This window comes from Testudinibacter sp. P17/SS/0325 (assembly GCF_053570765.1).
In genome coordinates this window covers 1,728,461-1,752,169 of the sequence record NZ_CM131635.1, presented here as the reverse complement: position 1 = coordinate 1,752,169, position 23,709 = coordinate 1,728,461, and the positions used below count along the sequence as shown (strand labels likewise).

The following is a 23,709-nucleotide window of genomic DNA, read 5'->3' as shown; positions in this document are numbered from 1 at the left end:
AGAATAAGTAGAATTGGTAGGCCTGAGTGGACTTGAACCACCGACCTCACCCTTATCAGGGGTGCGCTCTAACCACCTGAGCTACAAGCCTATCTCTCTATACGGTCTGTCTTCTTTTCTATCAAACAATCTGTGTGAACACCTATACAAAATCATCAGTCATATATAAGGAGGTGATCCAACCGCAGGTTCCCCTACGGTTACCTTGTTACGACTTCACCCCAGTCATGAATCATACCGTGGTAAACGCCCCCCTTTCGGTTAAGCTATCTACTTCTGGTACAACCCACTCCCATGGTGTGACGGGCGGTGTGTACAAGGCCCGGGAACGTATTCACCGCAACATTCTGATTTGCGATTACTAGCGATTCCGACTTCATGGAGTCGAGTTGCAGACTCCAATCCGGACTACGACGCACTTTAAGAGATTCGCTTAAGCTCGCACTCTCGCCTCCCTCTGTATACGCCATTGTAGCACGTGTGTAGCCCTACTCGTAAGGGCCATGATGACTTGACGTCATCCCCACCTTCCTCCGGTTTGTCACCGGCAGTCTCCTTTGAGTTCCCATCTTTACATGCTGGCAACAAAGGATAAGGGTTGCGCTCGTTGCGGGACTTAACCCAACATTTCACAACACGAGCTGACGACAGCCATGCAGCACCTGTCTCTAAGTTCCCGAAGGCACAAGCTCATCTCTGAGCTCTTCTTAGGATGTCAAGAGTAGGTAAGGTTCTTCGCGTTGCATCGAATTAAACCACATGCTCCACCGCTTGTGCGGGCCCCCGTCAATTCATTTGAGTTTTAACCTTGCGGCCGTACTCCCCAGGCGGTCGATTTAACGCGTTAGCTTCGAGAGCCACCCATACAGGCAACCCCCAAATCGACATCGTTTACAGCGTGGACTACCAGGGTATCTAATCCTGTTTGCTCCCCACGCTTTCGCACATGAGCGTCAGTCTTTGTCCAAGGGGCCGCCTTCGCCTCCGGTATTCCTCCACATCTCTACGCATTTCACCGCTACACGTGGAATTCTACCCCTCTCTACAAAACTCTAGATAAACAGTATGAAATGCTGTTCCCAAGTTAAGCTCGGGGATTTCACATCTCACTTATCTATCCGCCTGCGTGCCCTTTACGCCCAGTTATTCCGATTAACGCTCGCACCCTCCGTATTACCGCGGCTGCTGGCACGGAGTTAGCCGGTGCTTCTTCTGTGACTAACGTCAATTGCTCTGTCTATTAAACAAAACACCTTCCTCATCACCGAAAGAACTTTACAACCCGAAGGCCTTCTTCATTCACGCGGCATGGCTGCGTCAGGGTTCCCCCCATTGCGCAATATTCCCCACTGCTGCCTCCCGTAGGAGTCTGGGCCGTGTCTCAGTCCCAGTGTGACTGGTCATCCTCTCAGACCAGTTAGAGATCGACGGCTTGGTGAGCCTTTACCTCACCAACTACCTAATCTCACTTGGGCTCATCTTATGGCGGGTGACCCGAAAGTCCCACCCTTTAATCTCTCGATATTACGCGGTATTAGCTACAGTTTCCCGTAGTTATCCCCCTCCATAAGCCAGATTCCCAAGCATTACTCACCCGTCCGCCGCTCGTCGGCAAAGTAGCAAGCTACTCCCCGTTACCGCTCGACTTGCATGTGTTAAGCCTGCCGCCAGCGTTCAATCTGAGCCATGATCAAACTCTTCAATTCAAGTTCAATCGCTCAACGAATCTCTGACTATAATATTGAAACCACAAAAGTTTCAATTATGAATTTACTATCAGCACTCATTAAGACTTTAGTTTTTTTAAATCTTTAAATTACCAATGCCTTGCACAAGTGCCCACACAGATTGTCTGATATATTGTTAAAGAACAGAAAGCCTTACCTTCATTCCTTTTAAGAAAAGGAGATAAGGTTCATTTCAACTTTAAAAAAAGTGAAATGGTCGGCGAGATAGGATTTGAACCTACGACCCACTGGTCCCAAACCAGTTGCGCTACCAAGCTGCGCTACTCGCCGATGGCAACTTCTTGTTAAACCAACCAGAAGTTAAATTGGGGTGGCTAATGGGACTTGAACCCACGACAACCGGAATCACAATCCGGGGCTCTACCAACTGAGCTATAGCCACCATTGTTGCTGACAAGCGTTAGCTGAATCAAAATGCGAACGCATGGCGCGCTCGACAGGATTCGAACCTGAGACCTTTGGCTCCGGAGGCCAACGCTCTATCCAACTGAGCTACGAGCGCACATCGCGTCGTTGCGGGGCGCATATTAAGTGTTTCTGAATAACTTGTCTAGTGCTTTTTTGATTTTTTTTCTCGCTTGCTGTTAAAATATGCAACTTGCTCGTTATTTGCCAACTTTCTGGTTATTTTACAGCTTATTGGCAAAATAGTAATAGGCATACTGTAATAAATTGACTTGTCTGCGCCAACGGGTTGGCTGGCTTAATAAGCGGTACAACCACTCTAAATTGGCTTTTTGCCAAATTAACGGCGCGCGTTTTACTCGCCCGGTGAATACATCATAAGTACCGCCCACGCCCATATATAACGCCTCAGGATATGCCTGTTGGCACGCCAACATAAACCGCTCTTGCTTCGGCGACCCCATTGCAACGGTAATAATTTTCGCCCCGCTGGCTTTGATGCGTTCAATCAATTCGGCTTGCTGTTCAGCTTTAAAATAGCCGTCTTGTGAACCAACCAAATTCACCTGCCATTGTGCGGTTAATTTCTGTTCGGTTTCTGCCAAGACCTGCGGCTGTCCGCCGACCAGAAAAACCAGCGTATTTAATTTACCGGCTTTTTCCATTAAAGCATACCATAGGTCACAACCGGCAACCCGTTGCAAAGTGCGGTATTGCGGGTATTTTTTCTGAATCGATTTGACGATACTCATGCCGTCGGCATATTTAAACTCCGCATTGAGCAACAATTGCTTTATTTCCGGCTGTTTTTCCGCGGTGATAATTTTTTCCGCATTGATGGCAATTAATTTGCCCTGCCGTACGCCGTTTTCATTCAGTAAAAAATCCAAAAAGGCCGTTTGATCTTTCACTGCCAAAATATCTATCCCACGGATAGTCACTTTATCAATCATTGTGTTACTCATTGTTACTCTCAACTGTTCACGAATTTATAACGCACGCTGCCGGTTTTGCGCATAAGTAAGACCACCGATTTACCGATTACTACCGCAGCAATAAAAATCAGCGAAAAGAACACCCAGCGCGAAATAAACGCGTCCATTCCTTCCCTGACCAACACGATAATATTAAAAATATTGGCAAAACAGTACGCCTGAATCAATGCCGCATTGCTGCGATTCAAGCTGTGTTTAGCATAGTGATAAAGAAAATCCATACCTTTGATCAGCCAGCCGCAAATGACCGCGCCCAACAGCATAAACGGAATTCCGCCCATAATCAGCAAAGATCCAAGCAACGTCGGTGAAATTGCCAGCCCGGCGTAATAATTCAACACTTCCCAAGTGAAGTAATTGGCAGCGTTGACCACCAAATCAGGACGGTTTTCCCAAACGCCTTTCGGAATAAACACATAGAAATCACGCACAATCGGCGCAAGCCCTTGGAATTCAATCTGTTGATAATGGGATAACAACAATGCCAGATTTTCCCATGGCGAAAAAGTATCGCGGGTCAAATATAAAAAAGTATAAAACGCTTCGCTGCCGCTGACATCCAAGCCGTAACGCGCCAATGCCAAACCGAACATGGCGACAATCGCCGTTGCCCCTGCAATGGCTAAGGTGACAATCGAAATATAGCCTTTGCTGATACCAATAAAAAAGAAAATTGCCACTGCCAACGCAATATTGGCACGGGTGCCGCCGACCAATAAATAGGTCAACACACCGAAACTGACGCCGAACAATAAAAACAGCCACCAATTCGGTTTACTCGGTTTTAAAAAATAGAAAATCAATAATGCCGGTAAGAAAAAATAGAAAAAGCGTTTAAGTGCGGTGCCGCTGACGCTTTGTGAAAAAATTTGACTGTAACTATCCAGTTTGAACAGTAAAAAACCGTTTAAACTGAAAAATAAGCCGATGGTGATTAATGCCACTAACATCAAGAGCAATGCGGTGATAATGCCTTCGCCGGCCGAATTTTGCCGTGCCGTTTGCACAACAGTACGCGCTGAATGCGGTTTTAAAGCCATCGTTTTCGGCAGCAACCGCACTTGATAGCAGACATAATATAAAATATAGAATGCCAATGCGGAGAACAGGCTAATAAACAAAATTTCAAACGGTAATGTTTGTACATTGAAACCGAATGCCAAAATCATGCTGAACGGAAAGCCTAAATAAAACGTCAACAAATAAACCAGCGTAAACAACAGGTGGAAAGAAAACCGCACTTTTTTAAACGCTTGGTAGGCAAGATAGCCAATCAGCACAAGCGAGAAAGTATAAAGCAGCACCAAAGCGCTCAGTTGGGTTAAACTCAACATATGGCTATTTTTGTCCCCATTCGTTTAACATCCGAATCCAGCCGTCGGCAAAATTCGGCGCAAAAAAATCAATTTGCGTTTTATCCAATGCCGCTAACCGCACTTTGCACTGTGCAACGGCTTCGCGGTTCAGCGCATTCATGGCAATAAACGGCACTTGCTGTTGTTGCAGATCCAAACAGAACGGATTTTGCGGATTCAACACCAAGGGAATCTCAAATTGTGTCAATAAACAGATTGTTCCAATCCCTTGTTGGCGCACAAAAATAAAATAGCCCAGATCACATTGCGCCAACATACTCAAATAGTCTTGAAACTCAATACGCCGTTCTAAAATTTCAACCGCACTTGGTGCAAACAAGGCGCGTGCTTTCTGCCGAACCTGCGCAATATAGGCGTGGTTATTTTCCGGATAGCCCATCGGAATAATAATGCGCACTTGTTCGCCTAATTGTTGTTTGATTTGTGCCAACGCCTCTAAATGGCGATTGGATTGATCACCGGAATTGCCAAGCAAAATCGTGAGCACCGCACTTTGATGATTGTCCGGCACTTGCAAACCGAGATCCATTTTGGTCGGAAAATACAGCACCGTTTTTTCTGCTGTTTGATTAAGTTGGCTAAACCGTTGCAGATCGCCCGCAGTGGCAAACACATGGCGTAATTTTTTCTGTGCCAAGCGGCGCAACGGATAGAACAATTTAAATTTTAACTGAGTAGAATCCTCATACAGATCCGCGCCCCAAATATGCCAACCCAACCGATCCAACGGCAAACGGTTAAATAAAATCGCTAGCCAAATAGTGAGATTAAACTGCCCGTGCAACAGATAAAAGGTATCGTCGCGCTGTTTCGCTTCTTGGATTAAAAAGGTCGCCAATGACTTTTTATCGGCAAAACGTTTCACTTGCGGCGGATCATTGTCGCTATCGCCGCCGACAATATAAAACGCCGCGCGTGCTTGTGGCGGAATGCGATCCCACAGTTGATCGCGGAAAAACGCCATCACGGTTTGGTTATGGTGCGGAATATCCGAGCCTAAAATATGGCAAATTCTCATGAGTTATCCTTGATTGGGCGACGATTGGCACGTTTGAGGTAAACTGAAAAACCAATCACACAACATACAAAATAGCTGAAATAGGTGATGAAATAAGATTGGGTTGCGCCGATTGCCCCATTCAGCGGAATCAGCCAATACGAGGTCGCAAGCAGCAACGCAAACTGACTGATCTCCGCTAGCACATACAATTTCAACGCCGCTTTCGCCACAATCAGATAACCGAACACATACGCCGACACCTTGAACACATCGCCCGCAAGCTGCCAAATAAACAAATTTTGCATCGGCAAAAATTGTTCGGAAAACAGGACACGGATCACGACCGCACGCAACACATAGATTAGCACGCTGACCAACACCACCGCCGGCACTACAAATTTTAACGCCTTGCCGACTTCCCGTTTAATCGCATAACGATCGGGTAATTTGGCAAACGTCGGTAACAAGTAAACGGAGAATGCGGCGGTAATAAATTGTAAGTAAGCATCGGAAATTTTACTGACACCTTGCCACAGCCCGACATCATGCACGCTATAAAATTCGAGTAATCGATCCCGCATGACAATATACGCCACCGGTAAAGTGATTGCCGTGACAAACACCATACCGGAAAATTTGAGTAATTTTTGCGCTTGTGTTGTTGTAAAGTGCGGTTTAAGCCATGTCCGCGAAAATGGTTTTCTCAAGGCAAAAATTGCCGGTAAAAACGCTGCCGCGGGAATAACTGCCAAACCGACTAATGCCCCTTGGTAACCGAAATAGAATAAACCCAGTAAAAACAGCATAACGCCCAGCAATGAACCGACGATAATACTCAGCGCATTGGCTTTGGCGTTGCGCTGTCCACGCAAAATGGCAAGAAAATAGTTACTCAAGGCAATGCCGAATTGCAGCAGCGCAAGCGAGCGAATCACATTATGATAGCCGCTTTCGGCAAACAGAAAATCGGCAATCGGCGTAGCAAAAGCGAATAATAATAGCCCGACCAGTGCCGAAAACAGCAAAATAATAAACGAGGACGTCGCCAAGACATTACGCAACTGCGACGGATTATCATCATATTCCGCCACATATTTGGTCACGCCGTTAAAAATCCCGCCGCCGGCAAATACGCCGAGCACGGTCAACAGCGTCATATAGTTCGCCGCGCGCCCGACGCCTTCGGTGCCGAACGCCACCGCCAGCAGTTTGACCACCAGTAAGCCGATAAGAATTTTAACCAAGGTGGACGACGCGGTCCAAATGGTGGTTGTGCCAAGGGATTTTTTCATAAATCGATTACCGCACTTTCATCAGTGTTTCGCATAGACAAAGTGCGGTCATACTTACGCTTGCAGATACGCTGTCGCAACCGAAATCACCTTTTCCACCTCGCTGTCCGTCATATTATAGAACAACGGCAAGCGCACCAAGCGCTCGCTCTCTTGGGTGGTAAATTGATCCGTGCCGTCAAAACGCCCGAATTTCTCTCCCGCCGGACTGGAATGCAACGGCACATAATGGAATACGCTCATAATCTCTGCCGCTTTCAATCCATCAATAAAGGAAGTGCGGTCGGCAATATCACGTAGTTTGAGGTAAAACATATGCGCATTGTGCCGGCAATCTGACGGAATGCTCGGCAAGGTTACGCGCCCATTAGCAAACGGTTGAAACGCTCGGTAATAACGCTGCCAAATTGCCAAACGGCGTTGGTTGATTGCGTCCGCCGCCTCGAATTGCGCATACAGATACGCCGCTTGCAGATCCGACATTAAGAAGCTTGATCCCATATCACGCCAGGTGTATTTATCCACCTGTCCGCGGAAAAATTGACTGCGATTGGTGCCTTTTTCACGGATAATTTCCGCGCGTTCAATCAATTTTTCATCGTTAATCAGACTGGCGCCGCCCTCACCGCCGGCGGTATAATTTTTGGTTTCGTGGAAACTATAGCAACCGATATGCCCGATAGTACCTAACGCTTTGCCTTTATAAGTTGCCATCACGCCCTGCGCTGCGTCTTCGATCACCCACAGTTTATGTTTCTCGGCAATCGCCATAATAGTGTCCATTTCACAGGCGACACCGGCGTAATGCACCGGCACAATCGCTTTGGTTTTCGCGGTGATTGCCGCTTCGATCTTACTTTCGTCCAAGTTCATTGTATCTTGGCGTATATCGACAAACACAATGGTCGCACCGCGCAATACGAAAGCATTGGCGGTGGAAACGAAAGTGTAACTCGGCATAATTACTTCATCGCCGGGTTGAATGTCAATCAGCAGCGCCGCCATTTCTAACGAAGCGGTGCATGACGGGGTGAGCAACACTTTTTTGGCATTAAAGCGCTGTTGTTGCCATTGCTCCGCCAATTTGGTGAATGGACCGTCGCCGCTGAGTTTGCCGGTGGTTAAGGCGTTGGCGATCTGCTGTTGTTCTGTGCCGACGACCGGCGGTTTATTAAATGGAATCATTGTTTATCTCTTATTATTTAACGATAGAACCAGTATGCGACTTGCGCAATCTTGCCCGATTGTTGGTACAACTTGATCGCTGCCTGATTGCCGCTCTGGGTGGCAATCCAAAGTTGTTGCCGTTGCCGTTGCGCGCTCCAATCAACCGCACTTTGCACCAATTTTTTCGCCACGCCCTGCCCTCTGGCATTTTCGGCAACCGCCAACAAACCGACGCGGGCATTTTCCGTATCGACCGAACGCACACTGACGGCACCTTGAATGCTGCCGTCGGCGCCACGCTGCACTAAACATACGTCATCAAACTGTGCCGACACCGCTTTGCCAATCCAAGTGCGGTAGAAAGTGCGGTTTTGTTGCGCACTAAACCACGGCTGGCGAAAACGGCTGAGTTGGAATGCGTCTCCGAATAAATTTTCTAATTCGTCCAAATCACGGTCATTTGCGGTTTGCAATTCGTTCCGAGCTGATTTGGTTTCGGACAATGGCAAACAAAAATCCAATTCGCCCTCGACAAACTGAAACCCCAACTGCTGCAAGCGGTGAATCCGCTCGGCTTGATCGGCATGGATTTTACATTGTACCAGTTCAAACGGGGCAAAGACCGCACTTTCATTGCCTTGTACGGTGTGCGGCGCGGCATTTTCACCGCCGGTAAACTGTAAGCGACCGATTTCCATTGCGAAAAAGTCGCTTTCCCAGTCATTGCGTGTCAACTTGAAATGCGTACTTTCCATAAGCTTATCCCGATTAAGCGCGCCAAATGCCGCGCGTATCAATCACCCATTTCTGAGTAATGACGTTTGCACTGACGGCTTTAAATTGTTGATGATCAACCAATAACACCAAAATATCGGCGTTTTCCAATGCGCTGTCGAGGCTTGCCAATTCGACTTTTTGCTGTAACTGCGCCGATAATTTTTCGATATTCGGCTCAACCGCCAACACCTTGCCGGCGTGCCAATCGGCTAATTCGGCGGTGATTTCCACTGCCGGACTTTCGCGCAGATCATCAATATCCGGTTTGAACGCCAAACCTAAACAGGCAATGGTAATCTCTGAGGCTTTGCAGTTGCGCTCGGTCACGGCTTCGGCAAGGGCTTTTTTCACCTGTTCGATCACCCAGTGCGGTTTATAATCGTTCACCTCGCGCGCGGTGCGGATCAAGCGTGCCTGTTCCGGGCTTTGTGCCACGATAAACCACGGATCGACCGCGATACAATGTCCGCCGACGCCTGCGCCCGGTTGCAAAATATTCACCCGCGGATGGCGGTTCGCCAATTTAATCAATTCCCACACGCTGATGTTGAGGTGATCACAAATCAATGATAATTCGTTGGCAAAGGCAATATTGACATCGCGGAAGCTGTTTTCGGTCAGTTTGCACATCTCGGCGGTGCGCGCGTTAGTGACGATACACTCGCCTTGCACAAACAATTTATACAAGCGTGAAGCCTGTTGCGCACAGGCATCGGACAAGCCGCCGATCACGCGGTCGTTGGAAAACAGTTCCTGCATAATTTTGCCCGGCAAGACGCGTTCAGGGCAATACGCCAATTTAATATCCGCTTGATCGCCCGCTTGCGACGGGAAGGTCAAATCGGGACGCAATTCCGCCAACCATTTTTCCACTTGTTCGGTGGCGCCGACCGGCGATGTCGATTCCAACACCACCAAGTTGCCTTTTTGCAGCACCGGCGCAATGCTTTTCGCAGCCGATTCCACATAACTCAGATCAGGCTGGTAGTGATCTTTAAACGGGGTCGGTACGGCGATGAGAAACGCATCGGCAGGCAGCACTTTGGTACTGGCGGTTAATAAGCCGTTTTCAACCGCACTTTTCACCGCCACATCCAAATCCGGCTCGACAATATGGATTTTGCCTTGATTAATCGTATCCACCGCATAACGGTTTAAGTCTACGCCCAGCACGCGTTTGCCACTACTGGCAAATGCCGTTGCCGTTGGTAAACCGATATAGCCCAAGCCGATCACCGAAATGGTATTAAATTCTGTGTTCATATTACTCTGCTCTTAAAAAATGTTTAATTGCGTTGACGATTCTGTCACACGCCTTGCCGTCGCCATAGGGATTATTGGCACGCGCCATGCTTTGATAATGCTGCGTATCGCCTAATAAACGTTCGACCTCGCTGATAATTTTATGCGGATCGGTGCCGACCAAGCGAACAGTGCCGGCTTGAACCGCTTCCGGGCGTTCAGTGGTGTCGCGCATAACCAACACCGGTTTGCCCAACGACGGCGCTTCCTCCTGAATACCGCCGGAATCAGTCAAAATCAGATAAGCGCGGTTCATCAGATAAACAAACGGCAAATAATCTTGCGGCTCAATCAAAAAGACATTATCAATCCCTTGCAGCCAGCGTTCGACCGGCTCGCGCACATTCGGATTCAAATGCACCGGATAAACAATCTGCGCTGTCGGGTGATTGTTTGCCAGGGTTGCCAAACTCTGACAAATTCGTTCAAAACCTGCGCCAAAGCTTTCGCGCCGATGTCCGGTCACCAGAATCAGTTTTTTCTGCGTATCTAAAAACGGATAGCGTTGCGCCAATTGATCGGCAAGTGCGGTATCCGCCGCCAGTTTGCGTTTCACCCAAAGCAAGGCGTCAATCACCGTATTACCTGTGACAACAATATTTTCCGTTGGTTTATTTTCTGCCAATAAATTCTGTTGCGAGCTTAACGTCGGTGCGAAATGATAGCTGGCGATTGCGCCGGTCAAACAACGGTTGCCTTCTTCCGGCCATGGGGAATAGATATTACCGGTACGCAAACCCGCTTCCACGTGCCCGACTCGGATTTGTTGGTAATAACACGCCAAACTGGCGGCAAAGGTCGTGGTGGTATCGCCGTGCACCAACACCAGATCCGGTTTGAATTCCGCCAGCACCGGTTTTAATTCCTGCAGGATCCGCACACTGATGTCGGTCAAATCCTGCCCGGCTTGCATAATATTCAGATCATAATCCGGCACCAACTCAAACAGTTGTAATACCTGATCCAACATTTGCCGATGTTGTGCCGTCACGCACACTTTGGCTTCGATCTGCGGCTCACGCGCCAAGGCTTGTGCCAGCGGTGCCATTTTGATCGCTTCCGGACGCGTGCCGAAAACCGTCAATACTTTTAATTTAGCCATGTTCTTTTTCCGCTCCCGGTTGTAAGTGCGCTTGTCTGCGAGAGAAATCCCTTAATGCCAAGATAACCGCAAAAGCACAACCGAATAACAGTGCGGCAAATGCGGCGCTCAACATCCATAACACCGGATTCGGACTATATGGCGCAAGCGGTTGCACCGGCGTTTTCAAATAATGAAATGCATTGAATTGATTATCCAACGGCTGCACCGAAGTCATCATCGCCAACTTACTCTGCCACACGGACGCAGGCACTAGCTGCCCTTGCTGATCTTGCCCGAGTTGATTATCGGCTGCCAACGTAATGCGATCAAACAGGTTCTTCCATTTGGCAATTAAGTTGCCATATTCCATTTGGCGGGTGCTGAGATTGGCATACCGAATAAACGCATTCAATAATTCCGCGGCTTGTTTCGGATTATCCAAGGTGAGTTCGATTTTATCATTGCTATTGTTGCGCGCATTGCCTTCAGTGAAGTGAATGCCGGCAATCAGGCTTTCCAGCAACGCCTCGTCATGCGCGCGATCGCCATTCATCATTTGTTTGTAATAATCACTGTTCAGCCAGAAATTTTTTAGCACATCATAGGCTTTCACTTGCTGTTTAAACTGTTGGTAAATCCCTTGGGTCAAGCTGTTTTCAACCGCACTTTGCACCGTTTCGCCGGCGTTGCCCACGCCGCCTTTAGCGTCAACCAACTGATACATATTATACAGCGCATAATAATTGCCCAACTCACTCTCTTTCGGCGCCTCAACATAGGCTTCGGCGCGCCACGACGGCTTGATCGCAAATTGGGTTACCACATAAGCAACCGCACTTGCCACCGCCATCAGTAATAAAATCAGCCAACTTTTACGTAATAAAATCTTGGCAAACGCCAATAAATCCAAGTGTTCAATCAGTTGCGGCTGTGGCGCCGCCTTTGGTAATGTCTCTGACATAAAAAAAGATCCTTTTTTATGGAGTGTCATCAAATCTGACGACTTTTTTTGCTGCGCAAGGTGCGGCGACGCATTCTTTTGATAAAGCGGGTCACCCGCCAAGCGCGTGTAATCGAATAGTAGTAGACGAAAAACAGCAGGATAAATAATCCGAACATCAGCCATTCGTCAATGTAGTAGATTTCGCCCAGAATACCGAACCCGGCAAATAACGCGGCAACGAGGGTAATCAACAATAAGGCTTGGCGCGAACTTAATCCGGCGCGCATTAATAAATGGTGCAAATGCAAGCGATCCGGACGGAACGGGCTTTTGCCTTTGCGCAGACGACGGAAGATCACCGCCGCCATATCAATCAACGGAATCGCGATCACCCAAAGTGCGGTTACCGGATTGATCGGGTGTCCGCTGCCTTGCGTACTGAACAGCAAAATCCAAATCACGGTAAAGCCGATCAAGGTACTGCCGGAATCGCCCATAAAGACTTTATTTTTCACTCCGAACACCCCGAGGTTAAACAGCGCATACGGCGCAATCACCAAGATCAAGGCAAAACACCACATAGCTAAATTGATCTGCCCGTCGAGTAACATCAACAGCGCGACCGCACCAAAAGTGACGCTCGACAAACCGCCGAGCAAACCGTCAATGCCGTCGATCATATTAAACGCATTGATCACCGCCAAGGTGATCAACACCGTCACAATAAAAGATAACGAGCCTAAGCGCAGCTGGAACGGCCCGATAATTTGTCCGAGCGAGGCTAATTCCAGATGGGCATAATGAATCATCAAGCCGGCGAGCACAATTTGGATAGCTGCGCGTAAAAACGGGCTGATGTCGAAGCGGTCGTCAAACACACCGACCGCCAACAATACCGTCACGCAAAACAGATAAAGATAAGGAAAGCGCATTTCGTTCCATTGCAACAGATAGAAACTGAGATTGCCAATAAACAGCGCAAGCCCGCCAATCAACGGAATCGCACCTTGATGGCGTTTGCGGTAATTGGGCTTATCGACCAAGCCGACTTTTTGCGCCGCAGGGCGAATAAGAATAAGCGCACTAAATGAAACGATAAAAGGCAGTAATAACGATAACCACATATAAAACGTCATTTTCCGGGATTAAAATCCATATTTCGTGGTTTAACAACCACTTTGCTAAAAACAACCCGCTTATTTTAGGCTGTCCTAAATTGGCAAAGAATAGCATAAGATAAATTCAGCCGATAATCTTTTTTTATTTCTGCGTAAAAAAGATTAATTTCAAGTACAATATCCGACTGAATTGATTGCAAATAATAGGAACAATATCATGACACATTCCGAACAACTTTTCCAACAAGCCCAAGCCGTAATTCCCGGCGGCGTGAATTCGCCGGTGCGCGCGTTTAAAGGTGTGGGCGGCACACCGTTATTTATCGAAAAAGCCGACGGCGCCTATATTTATGATAGCGACGGCAAACACTACATTGATTATGTCGGCTCTTGGGGGCCGATGATTTTAGGGCACAACCACCCGGCAATCCGCAATGCGGTGATTGAAACCGCGCAAAAAGGCTTGAGCTTCGGCGCGCCGACCGCACTTGAGATCGAATTGGCGCAACTGGTATGCAAACTCGTGCCGTCAATCGAAATGGTGCGCATGGTCAGCTCCGGCACCGAAGCCACCATGTCGGCAATCCGCTTGGCGCGCGGTTATACCGGACGTGATAAACTTATCAAGTTCGAAGGCTGCTATCACGGACACGCTGACGCATTGCTGGTCAAAGCCGGTTCCGGCGCACTCACCTTAGGGCAACCAAGCTCCCCGGGCGTGCCTGCCGATTTCACCAAACACACCCAAGTTTGCCAATACAATGATCTGGATTCGGTCAGACAAGTATTCGAACAGTATCCAAACGACATTGCTTGCATTATCGTGGAACCGGTTGCCGGTAATATGAATTGCGTACCGCCGAAAGACGGCTTTTTACAAGGCTTGCGCGAACTGTGCGATCAATATGGCGCAGTCTTCATCATCGACGAAGTGATGACCGGCTTCCGCGTGGCGCTGGGCGGGGCACAAGCGTATTACAAGGTGAAACCGGATCTCACCTGTTTAGGCAAAGTCATCGGCGGAGGTATGCCGGTCGGCGCATTCGGCGGCAAAAAAGAGATTATGCAACACCTTGCGCCAATCGGACCGGTTTATCAAGCCGGAACCTTATCCGGCAACCCGATTGCGATGGCGGCGGGGCTTGCCTGTTTAACCGAGCTATCCAAGTGCGGTAACGAACGGAAATTAGCCGACTTAACCCGTCAGCTTGCCGAAGGTTTGAAACAACGCGCGGCAAAACATCACATTCCGTTAGTCGTGAATGATGTCGGCGGCATGTTCGGTATCTACTTCACCGATCAAGCGGAAGTCAGCAGCTATCAACAAGTCATGGCGTGCGACAGCGAACGTTTCAACCAATTCTTCCACGCCATGTTGCAACAAGGGGTTTACCTCGCCCCGTCTGCGTTCGAAGCTGGTTTTATGTCGTTGGCACACAGCACAAGCGATATTGAGAAAACCCTCGCTGCGGCAGAAATCTGTTTTGCACAGTTGAAATAATTCGATGAGCCGTGGTATCAGTCCACGGCTTTTATCCTGTTTAAACAAACAAAAACGGCAATCTCTCGATTGCCGTTTGTTTTTGGTGCTCTGGGCGGGACTTGAACCCGCACATCCTATGGACACTACCCCCTCAAGATAGCGTGTCTACCAATTCCACCACCAGAGCGTTTAACTGTTTATTATTGAGGAATATCGCTGTTAGCCGGAACCTCTAACGCAGGGATTGCATTTTGTTGTTCCAATTTTTGCGCTTCGTTGGTTAAGTCATCAAATGTACCGGCCGGTGCTTGACGGTGGGTATTGATATTGCCGATCACCAACGCAATAATGAAGAACAAAATCGCCAAAATCGCCGTGCTGCGTGATAAAAAGTTAGCGGAACCGGCGGCACCGAAGATTGTGCCTGACGCACCGGAGCCGAAAGAAGCGCCCATATCCGCGCCTTTGCCTTGTTGCAATAACACGAAGCCGATTAAGGCAACGGAAACCACGATATAAGCAATAATTAAAATTTCGTACATAATTCTCTACACTGGTTATTTAGTCGTTGTGCCGATTGATATGCCCCGTCATTGATTTTATTGATGACAAAGCGAAAATAATTAAATTTAACCTGCGCATAGTAGCGAAAGCCTGAAATCCGTGCAAGTTTATTTTGTGAAATCGGCTTTAACTGACTTAATTTCAATCAACCGCGACCGCACTTGCGCTTTTCGCCGTGGTTTTTGCCGCTTTTTTCGCACGACTGCTTTTGGGTTTGCCGCTTTTCGCTTGCGCACTGACTTGGTTGAGCAAACGCAATGATTGAAAGCTGTATTGGTGCAACATTTGCGGTAACGTTGTCAGCAATTGTTGCATAAATTGCTGATAACTTGCCTGCTTGCGGCTGATACCGTCCAGTTGCGATTCCCAATGCGCGGTCATGTCCGGCAAAGTGGCACTTTCCGGTAGGGCTTGGATTAAAATCCGCCCGGCGTCGGTGCTGACGATGGCTCGCCCTTTTTTCATGATAAAACCGCGCTTAAACAGCAATTCGATAATTCCGGCGCGCGTGGCCTCTGTGCCTAATCCGTCGGTTTCACGCAGGATTTTTTTCAATTCTTTATCTTGCACGAAACGCGCAATCCCGGTCATTGCCGACAACAAAGTTGCGTCGCTGAACGGTTTCGGCGGTTGCGTTTTTTTGCTGACGATTTCGCCTTTTTCACACTGCAACACCTCGCCTTTTTTCACTTTCGGCAGCGGCGGCTGTTGGTTTTCATCTTGATCCTCTTTGCCTAACAACTGTTTCCAACCGGCGGTTTGCAAGCCGCGCGCCTGTGCCGAGAATTGACCACCGGCAATTTCCAAACCGATTTTGGTTTTGCGATATTCGGCGTCGGGGCAGAATTGAAACAGGTACTGGCGTGCGATTAAGTCGTAAATCTGCTGCTCGGTTTGCGACAACGCAAGCGGTTTTTTATTGGCAGTCGGGATAATGGCATGGTGCGCTTCGACTTTTTTATCGTTCCAACAACGGTTGCGCTGATTCGGATTAACAATCTCCGGCACGCTTTGATAGCGCTGGCTATGCGCTGAAACCGCCCCCAATACCGCACTTCGCTGGGCAAAATGCTCCTCCGGCAGATAGCGGCAGTCGGAGCGCGGATAGGTAATCAATTTATGCACTTCATATAAACGCTGGCAGGTGTCCAACACCTGTTGCGCCGATAAGCCGTAACGCTTACCCGCGTCAATCTGCAACGCCGATAACGAATACGGCAAGGGTGCGGTTTCTTTCTCTTGGGTATCGCTGTATTGGGTGACCGTCGCCGGCTGCCCTGTGATACGTTTCACCACATTTTCCGCCAACGGCAATGACAAAATCCGCCCGTTGTCGTCTTGGTAATCCTCACAGGCTTTGCTCGGCTGCCAAAGTGCGGTAAAGGTTTGCGCAGGCTGATCGTTGGTTCGAATATGCGCCAGCACTTCATAAAAATCTTTCGGTTGGAAATGTTCGATCTCCAGATCACGACGTACAATCAAGCCCAACACCGGTGTTTGTACCCGCCCGACCGATAACACGCCGTTATAACCGGCTTGTCTGCCGCGAATGGTGTAAGCGCGCGTCATATTAATCCCGTACAGCCAATCGGCGCGGGCTCGCGCCAATGCCGAAGTGGCAAGCGGAATAAAATCCCGGTTGGATTGCAGTTTTTGGATCGCGCGTTCAACCGCACTTGGGTTGAGATCGCTGATTAAACAGCGTTGGATTTGGCTGCGTTTTTGCTCGCTCAAACCGGCATAACTAAACACTTCGTCCACCAGCAGTTGCCCTTCGCGATCAGGGTCGCCGGCGTTAACCAGTTGATCCGCTTGTCGGATCAGTTTCAGCACCACATTCAGCTGTTTGGCTGTGCTCTGCTTTGGATTGAGTTGCCACTGTTCGGGAATGATCGGCAGGTGTTCCAGCCGCCATTGTTTGAAATCGGGGTTATAGGCATCCGGCTCGGCTTGCTCGAGCAAATGCCCGATACACCAGGTTACATAGTCGTCCGCACCGCACTTGATAAAGCCGTCGCCGCGCTGTTGCGGTTTCGGCAACACATCGGCAATCGCACGTCCTAGACTGGGTTTTTCGGCAATAAAAAGTCGCATAATAAATAGAAGTTAAGATAAAAGCAAAAGTGCGGTAAAAGGCAAATTCTACCGCACTTTCGTTACTTCTGCCATGTTGCTTTTGTCGGAAATTATTTCACTTCACGTTTTTCCGCTGCGACAGGCGGCAATTTATATAAACGGTTTTTATAACTGTAACTGCCCCACAAAGCATACGCCAACGCTTCTTTTGCCGATTGCGGATTCAAGTCGCTTGCCGTCAATTGTTGCGTTTGCGGATCATACCGGAAGCCTTTTGCTGCGATATTCGGTTGCAAAATCGTCACTTCATCGCCTTTCATGTATGCCAAATTCTTATCGAATTGCATTAATGCCCGATTGGGATCCGCCGCTTGCGTCAAATCATAACCCCACATCGGATGTTCGCCGCTGATTCCCGCTAATGACAACAAGGTGGTCGGTAAATCGATCTGGCTGACTAAGCGGGAATCGCGCCGCGGTTCTACGCCTTCCCCCAAAATCAATGCCGGAATGTGGAAATTTTGAATCGGCACCAACGCCGCCCCTGCGGCGCGGGAATCATGATCCGCCACCACTAAAAACAGCGTATCTTGCCAATAATCGGATTTTTTAGCTAATTCAAAGAAGTAGCCCAAGGCAAAATCGGCATATTTGGCGGCGTTATTACGCGTCTGCTTCGGTTGTTCATACAACTCAATTTTATTATCAGGAAACTCAAACGGATCGTGGTTGCTGGAGGTGAACACCAAGCTGAAAAACGGCTGTCCGTCTTTGTTCCATTCGTTGAATTTTTCATTGGCTTTATCGAACAGATCTTCGTCGCTCATGCCCCATGTGGCGACAAATTTCGGATTTTTGTAATCGGCTTGATCGACAATCGTTTCAAAGCCGTTACCGTAGAAAAAGCCCGCCATATTATCAAAATGCTTTTCACCGCCGTAAATAAACGAGGTATGGTAGCCCTGCCGTTTCAATAATTCGGCAATATTGAAAAAGCCGTTTTGACTGCCGGGCAGTTTGACCACCGCTCTTGCCGGTGTCGGCGTGAAACCGGAGGTGACCGCTTCAATGCCACGCACCGAACGGGTGCCGGTGGCATACAGATTTTCAAATAACCATCCCTGCTGCGCAAGTTGATCAAAGTGCGGGGAAAGGGGTTTGCCACCGAGCGTGCCGATAAATTGTGCTCCCAAGCTTTCTTGCAAGATAATCACGATGTTTTTCGGCTTACCTTGATAGCTGGCTTGGTTAAAGGTTAAGGTCGGAATATCCGAGTTAAGATAGTCGCCGTCCGCCCTGCCACGCGAGGTTTTCAGGGTGTGTAACACTTCATCAAACGGCATTTTGCCGTAAGTTTCCGAGGATTTATCTTCATCTTTCATCTGCTGCAATGCAAACAACACCGAATAGCCGGAGTTCAGCACCAGCGAATTGACCAAACCATCGGAAGAAAACGCCACCATTGACGGATTGATCCCGCGATGTTGTAAACTGGAGCGCGCACCGATAAACACTAATCCCGCCACCAACAGGGCGATCAGCGGACGAAAACGCCAACGGAAATCATGTAAATTTGTGGTCACGCGTTTTGCCAAGCGCCAATACAACCAGGTCAGCGCAATCGACAGCGCCGGAACCGACACCAACGACAACAAATGCCCGTTCGCCAACATGGTGAACACTTCTTTCGGATTGACCAAATATTCGATAAACAGGCGGTTCGGGCGGAAATCGTAGGTCGCGATAAAATCCGGCGTTGAAGCCTCCATAAACAGAATGAACACGCTGCCCGCCGTCAGCACCACGCGCAACAGCCACAAATAGGCACGCCCCAATTTATTATCGGAAATCAGCAATACGCTTAACAGCGCAAACAAGCCAAACAACCAACACAGCGCCACAATGTCAATCCGCACGCCTTGCAACAGCAATTCCGTCCAACCGTCGACCGCACTTACCCGCTCGTGCTGCCACACGGCAAGCCCGATACGGCTAAGGGAAAGGATAATCAGATTAACAAAAAAGAAGATGACCGCGGGATACAGCGGTCCGAAAAATTTTTTAAGATGAGACATTTAGTTGCCTTTAGTATTAATAAAAATAAAGAATGCAATTTAGAGTGTGAATTTTTGCGAAAGTTCGTGTCCTTTAGCTTATTTTCGATTAGGACAGTTTCTTTAAAAATGCCTTGCCGCCCAAAGCATTAATCTGGCGCATAATCCACAGTTGTTTACGTTGCAACGTTGCCGACGGTTTATTGACTTTATATACGATCGGATTGGGCAACACTGCCGCCAATAGCGCGGCTTCGTTGAGATTCAGCTGTACCGCCGATTTGTTGAAATAATGTCGTGCCGCAGCTTCCACCCCGAAAATACCGTCGCCAAATTCAGCGATATTCAGATACACTTCTAAAATCCGTTTTTTATTCCACAACGTTTCGAGCAACAAAGTAACCGGCACTTCAATCCCTTTGCGCAGCCAACTCTGTCCGTGCCATAAATAGAGATTCTTGGCAGTTTGCTGTGAAATGGTCGAACCGCCGCGCGTGCGATTTGAATTGGCGTTATCATCCAACGCAGACCGGATCGCGTCAAAATCCAAGCCGAAGTGTTGATCAAAGCGTTGATCTTCGGCGGCAATCACCGCCATTTGCATTTGCCAGCTGATCTTGTCGAGACCGACCCAATCGTATTTTAGCCGATAGGAAAAATCGGCACGCAGCCAGTGGGAAAGCTGCTGTTGCGCCATATAGGCGGAAAACGGCAGCGGCACAACCCGTAAAAGTGCGGTCAGCACCAGCCCGAACAGGACAAAACGCCAAGCCCATTTGCATAACCGTTGCCGCCATTGGCTGCGCCCAAAGCGTTTTCTAAGCCGCTTAATCATCACTTAATGTTGTTGCAACCATTGTAAAAATTCATCGGGCATGGTTTTCAGCATATTCGAGCCGCGCGTAATGGTGGCGGCGCTAGTGTTGAGTTGTTGCTGAATTTCACGTTGCGACAGCGCCTTCTCCAATAACGCATCAACGATTTTCACCCGCAATCCAACCGCGTCACGTTCGTCAGACGTCAATAATAACGTTAATAGCGCTTCTTCCCGTCCGTCACGAAAAGCGGCGCGCAGCAGTTCGATAAAATCCTGCCATTGCTGTTGTTTTTGCTTCGCCATATGATCCTCCGCTAAAAATACTATTGCACTAGTATAAGCGATCAGTTTCGCTTTTGGCGAATTTTATTAACGGTTGCTGCGTTAACATGCGGTAATAATAATCAAAGGTCAGCACATTTTGCACATAACCGCGCGTTTCATAAAACGGAATGGTGGCAATAAATTCCGCCATGCTTAAACGCCCACCGGATCGCGCCAGCCACCGCTCGACACGACTGCTGCCGGCATTATAGGCGGCGGCGATAAAAATCCGGTTTTCGCCGAAACGGTCTGCCAGTTCCTGCAAATGCTGCGTGCCGAGCATAATGTTATCAAAAGCCTGAAACAACTGGCGTTCATTGTTATACGGCAACGCGAATTTATCGGCGGTGGCCTTCGCCGTACTTGGCAATAACTGCATTAAACCGCGCGCGTTAGCGTGTGATTGCGCCCGCACGTCCCAAGCACTCTCTTGACGTGCAATCGCCATCGCAAAACTTTGCGGCACCCACTTTCCCTGCAAATTCAGCTCAAACCAGAGCGGATATGCCAACGGCAGACGTTGCGCCAGATAGCTCCAGGCTTTGGCTTGAATCGTCGCTTGCACGCCGAATTCATACCAGTGTTTTTGATTGGCATACTCTGCCAATGCGATTTGCCGTGCTTTATCGCTTTGTGCCAACAAGGCTAACCACGCCTGCTTTGCTTGGTCAAATTGGTTGATCGCCAAAAATTCGTCGATTTGGCGCAAAGCCGGTTGGGCGGATTGCAGCTGCGTTTCCGCTTCGGTCGGGTTTAATATGTCAAAGTGCGGTTTATAATCCAGCTTAAGTTGTTCCGCTGCCAACATCGGATAAAATCCGCGCTCCTTTGCCAAGCCTTGCCATTGCCGCTGCGCCTGTGCCGTTTTGCCTTTTTTATCATCATTAAAGGCTTGCCAAAAACGCCACTCTTGTTGGTTTTTACCGTTAGTCGATAATAAATTCAGCCACGGTTCAAGATCCTGCTGCGCCAAAATTGCCAAACGAATGCGGCGTTCGGTCAGATTGTCTTGCTGTAATAACCGCACTTGTTGATCGCGCCATTGCTGAATTTGCGGATTCTCGGAATCAAACAGTTTGCTGACTACCGCAGCGCGCCAACCGTTTAATTGGCCTTGATCCAAACCGAAACGCGTCCCCCATTGTTGATATTCGGCAAACGGATCCGCAGGATTAAATTGGGTTTCATGCTGCCGTTGAATATAACGGGCAAAGCTTTGATTGACAATCGCACGGTTTTGCGGATTAAGCGCCGCCGTTTGCACAAACAAGCTCAGCGTTTGCGGATTGCTGTGCAATTCCACCAAGCTTTCCAGCCAGTTGGTCAACACCACATCATCGCTTTGATTGCGCAAATGGCGCAATACGCCGTCGCTGCCTTTTTCAAAGGCTAACAATGCGCGCGCACGCACGTTATCATCGCTTTGCTGCCCCGCAGTTTGCCATAAATGAAAAATATCATCACACGCCGACGGCAATGAACCGCCGTTTAGCCACAACTTGCCGACCGCTTGCCAAAGTGCGGTTTGCGCCGGTTCATTTTGGTTTTCCGCCGCTCTGGCTTGTGCGGAAAAATGGATACAACGCGAAATCAGATCGTTCGGCGCAACTGCGGAAAACTGTAAAATCCCTTGCCAATCCTGCCGTTTTTGCAAGGTTTGATACCAAGTGCGGTCAAGATTCTGCCGTTGCGCCAGTTCTGGATATTGCAGGGCGAATTGGCGGATCTTTTCCGCGTTCAATTGTTCGCTATCACTGATTAAACGTTGATATTGCAGGTATGGCAGCAGCGGATAATCGGGCAATTGTTCGATTAATTTATCCACCAATGCAAACTGTTTTTTCTCCGCCGACAACGGCAATAAACTTTCCGCTTTGCGGTAAATCTCGCGCTGCTGTTCGAGTGATAAACCATTCGCTAACAGCGGGGAACTCAAAGCAAACGTGGTGATTAACGCGATAATGTTATTTTTCATGTCTGTTCCCGGTAATAATCCAGCCAATAAATTCATTCATAAAAACAAAAACACCTTGCACAATGCAAGGTGTTAGACCATTCAAACCTGAAAAAAGTTTACTTTATTTCTGCGCTAAACACCCGCTGAAACTATCGGCAAGCGATTGCAGGTATTCCGTGTAAGCGGTTTTGCCGATTGCGATTTTTTCGCCCATCGGATCAAGCACGCCCAATTTTACCCCGGTGCTTTTATGCAGCATTTCTAGCAAACGCGGCGTAAATTGCGGTTCGGCAAACAGGCATTGTGCCTTGTGCGCCTGAATATCCGCTTTGATCTCGTTCAGCGTTTTCGCGCCCGGCGCTACGGCAGGATTAATCGTGAATGCGCCAAGATGATTTAAACCGTATTGGCGTTCAAAATAACCGTAGGCGTCATGGAAAACGTAATAACCGGTTTGCTTCACTGGATCAAGCTGGGTTTTCAGCTGTTGTTGTTTTGCAGCAACGTTCTGCTTAAATTCCGCTAAATTCCGGTTAATCAAATCCGTTTTATTCGGATAATCCTGTGCCAAGCGTTGTGCTATTTGCTCGGCAATTTTTTCACTGATCTCGCCGGAGAACCAGACGTGCCAATCGGTTTCCAAACCACCGTGGGCGTGATCGTGATGATCATGGTCATGATCGTGTGCATCATCATTTCCCGGCGGTCCATCATGATCGTGGTTGTGGTCGTGGTTGTGGTCGTGGTTGTGGTCGTGGTCGTGGTCGTGGTCGTGGTCGTGGTCGTGGTCGTGGTCGTGGTCGTGGTCGTGGTCGTGGTCGTGGTCGTGGTCGTGGTCGTGGTCGTGGTCGCCATCAGCGTGCACGTGTAATGCCTCGCCTAGCAACTGTTGAATATTGTCGATTTTATCAATCTGCAATACTTTTGCCGCCGCTAAACGTCCAATACTCTTGCTCAAAAACGTTTCCATATCCGCACCAATCCACACCACCAGATCCGCTTGCTGCAATTTTTGCAAATCAGACGGACGCAGATGGTAATCATGCGGCGAAGCGCCGGTCGGCAATAACACCTGCGTGCCGGTTACGCCGTCAGCAATTGCTGCGGCGATAAAACCGAGCGGTTTCACCGTGGTGATCACGTCTGCCTGGGCAGTATAGGCAATGGTTGAGAGGAGCACGCCTGCCAGCGATTTATTTATTATTTTCATGCTTTTTCCTTGTTAAG

18 protein-coding genes, 5 tRNA genes and 1 rRNA gene are annotated in these 23,709 nt (G+C 48.6%); 1 reads left to right on the top strand and 23 read right to left on the bottom strand.

Annotated features, from left to right (window positions below):
- Positions 1 to 14: 14 nt before the first annotated feature.
- The 15 genes from ACWA50_RS08320 to wecA all read right to left on the bottom strand — a co-directional run bounded on the left by ACWA50_RS08320 (position 15) and on the right by wecA (position 13,213).
- A tRNA-Ile gene (locus ACWA50_RS08320) sits at positions 15 to 91 on the bottom strand.
- 75 nt (positions 92 to 166) lie between these two features.
- Positions 167 to 1,706, bottom strand: a 16S ribosomal RNA gene (locus ACWA50_RS08315).
- 235 nt (positions 1,707 to 1,941) lie between these two features.
- Positions 1,942 to 2,018: transfer RNA gene (locus ACWA50_RS08310), tRNA-Pro, on the bottom strand.
- A 36-nt stretch (positions 2,019 to 2,054) separates the two neighbouring features.
- A tRNA-His gene (locus ACWA50_RS08305) sits at positions 2,055 to 2,130 on the bottom strand.
- 43 nt (positions 2,131 to 2,173) lie between these two features.
- Positions 2,174 to 2,250 (bottom strand) — tRNA-Arg (locus ACWA50_RS08300).
- A 127-nt stretch (positions 2,251 to 2,377) separates the two neighbouring features.
- The gene (gene wecG / locus ACWA50_RS08295) at positions 2,378 to 3,106 is read right to left on the bottom strand and encodes a lipopolysaccharide N-acetylmannosaminouronosyltransferase (protein ID WP_431054323.1); all 729 of its coding nucleotides are present in this window, start codon (positions 3,104 to 3,106) and stop codon (positions 2,378 to 2,380) included.
- A 20-nt stretch (positions 3,107 to 3,126) separates the two neighbouring features.
- Entirely contained in the window at positions 3,127 to 4,482 is a 1,356-nt protein-coding gene (wzyE, locus tag ACWA50_RS08290) for an ECA oligosaccharide polymerase (RefSeq protein WP_431051516.1), read from the bottom strand.
- A gap of 4 nt (positions 4,483 to 4,486) precedes the next feature.
- Entirely contained in the window at positions 4,487 to 5,542 is a 1,056-nt protein-coding gene (locus tag ACWA50_RS08285) for a TDP-N-acetylfucosamine:lipid II N-acetylfucosaminyltransferase (protein WP_431051514.1), read from the bottom strand.
- Positions 5,539 to 6,816, bottom strand: coding sequence for a lipid III flippase WzxE (gene wzxE / locus ACWA50_RS08280; RefSeq protein ID WP_431051512.1), 1,278 nt, complete (start codon positions 6,814 to 6,816; stop codon positions 5,539 to 5,541). The genes ACWA50_RS08285 and wzxE overlap by 4 nt, the downstream gene beginning before the upstream one ends.
- 54 nt (positions 6,817 to 6,870) lie before the next feature.
- Entirely contained in the window at positions 6,871 to 8,001 is a 1,131-nt protein-coding gene (gene rffA / locus ACWA50_RS08275; protein WP_431051510.1) for a dTDP-4-amino-4,6-dideoxygalactose transaminase, read from the bottom strand.
- Positions 8,002 to 8,018: 17 nt separating this feature from the next.
- Complete coding sequence (gene rffC / locus ACWA50_RS08270) at positions 8,019 to 8,738, bottom strand: dTDP-4-amino-4,6-dideoxy-D-galactose acyltransferase (protein WP_431051508.1); 720 nt, start codon at positions 8,736 to 8,738, stop codon at positions 8,019 to 8,021.
- Positions 8,739 to 8,751: 13 nt separating this feature from the next.
- A complete protein-coding gene (gene wecC, locus ACWA50_RS08265; RefSeq protein ID WP_431051506.1) occupies positions 8,752 to 10,023 on the bottom strand; it encodes a UDP-N-acetyl-D-mannosamine dehydrogenase in 1,272 nt (423 codons plus the stop codon).
- 1 nt (position 10,024) lies between these two features.
- Positions 10,025 to 11,164, bottom strand: coding sequence for a non-hydrolyzing UDP-N-acetylglucosamine 2-epimerase (gene wecB / locus ACWA50_RS08260; protein WP_431051504.1), 1,140 nt, complete (start codon positions 11,162 to 11,164; stop codon positions 10,025 to 10,027).
- Positions 11,157 to 12,107 carry a Wzz/FepE/Etk N-terminal domain-containing protein gene (locus ACWA50_RS08255; protein ID WP_431051502.1) on the bottom strand — a complete coding sequence of 317 codons (951 nt, stop codon included), beginning with the start codon at positions 12,105 to 12,107 and terminating at the stop codon, positions 11,157 to 11,159. Before ACWA50_RS08255 ends, wecB begins: the two co-directional genes overlap by 8 nt.
- A gap of 29 nt (positions 12,108 to 12,136) precedes the next feature.
- Positions 12,137 to 13,213, bottom strand: a complete 1,077-nt coding sequence (gene wecA / locus ACWA50_RS08250) for a UDP-N-acetylglucosamine--undecaprenyl-phosphate N-acetylglucosaminephosphotransferase (RefSeq protein ID WP_431051500.1) — start codon at positions 13,211 to 13,213, stop codon at positions 12,137 to 12,139.
- A gap of 211 nt (positions 13,214 to 13,424) precedes the next feature.
- On the opposite strand from wecA, the gene hemL reads away from it, so the two are divergent.
- Complete coding sequence (hemL, locus tag ACWA50_RS08245) at positions 13,425 to 14,708, top strand: glutamate-1-semialdehyde 2,1-aminomutase (protein WP_431051498.1); 1,284 nt, start codon at positions 13,425 to 13,427, stop codon at positions 14,706 to 14,708.
- Positions 14,709 to 14,791: 83 nt separating this feature from the next.
- Here hemL and ACWA50_RS08240 read toward each other — a convergent pair.
- The 8 genes from ACWA50_RS08240 to znuA all read right to left on the bottom strand — a co-directional run bounded on the left by ACWA50_RS08240 (position 14,792) and on the right by znuA (position 23,692).
- A tRNA-Leu gene (locus tag ACWA50_RS08240) sits at positions 14,792 to 14,877 on the bottom strand.
- Positions 14,878 to 14,890: 13 nt separating this feature from the next.
- Positions 14,891 to 15,232 (bottom strand): preprotein translocase subunit SecG, encoded by a 342-nt coding sequence (gene secG / locus ACWA50_RS08235; RefSeq protein WP_431051496.1) that lies wholly within the window; start codon positions 15,230 to 15,232, stop codon positions 14,891 to 14,893.
- A gap of 163 nt (positions 15,233 to 15,395) precedes the next feature.
- Entirely contained in the window at positions 15,396 to 17,348 is a 1,953-nt protein-coding gene (locus tag ACWA50_RS08230) for a DNA topoisomerase III (protein WP_431051494.1), read from the bottom strand.
- A gap of 92 nt (positions 17,349 to 17,440) precedes the next feature.
- On the bottom strand, positions 17,441 to 19,405 hold the full coding sequence (locus tag ACWA50_RS08225; RefSeq protein ID WP_431051492.1) for an LTA synthase family protein: 1,965 nt from the start codon (positions 19,403 to 19,405) through the stop codon (positions 17,441 to 17,443).
- Positions 19,406 to 19,493: 88 nt separating this feature from the next.
- On the bottom strand, positions 19,494 to 20,219 hold the full coding sequence (gene mtgA / locus ACWA50_RS08220) for a monofunctional biosynthetic peptidoglycan transglycosylase (protein WP_431051490.1): 726 nt from the start codon (positions 20,217 to 20,219) through the stop codon (positions 19,494 to 19,496).
- Between the two features lie 3 nt (positions 20,220 to 20,222).
- Positions 20,223 to 20,504 (bottom strand): trp operon repressor, encoded by a 282-nt coding sequence (gene trpR, locus ACWA50_RS08215; RefSeq protein WP_431051488.1) that lies wholly within the window; start codon positions 20,502 to 20,504, stop codon positions 20,223 to 20,225.
- A gap of 28 nt (positions 20,505 to 20,532) precedes the next feature.
- Positions 20,533 to 22,500, bottom strand: coding sequence for a transglycosylase SLT domain-containing protein (locus ACWA50_RS08210; protein WP_431051486.1), 1,968 nt, complete (start codon positions 22,498 to 22,500; stop codon positions 20,533 to 20,535).
- 103 nt (positions 22,501 to 22,603) lie between these two features.
- Positions 22,604 to 23,692, bottom strand: a complete 1,089-nt coding sequence (gene znuA, locus ACWA50_RS08205; RefSeq protein ID WP_449343093.1) for a zinc ABC transporter substrate-binding protein ZnuA — start codon at positions 23,690 to 23,692, stop codon at positions 22,604 to 22,606.
- Positions 23,693 to 23,709: the final 17 nt, after the last annotated feature.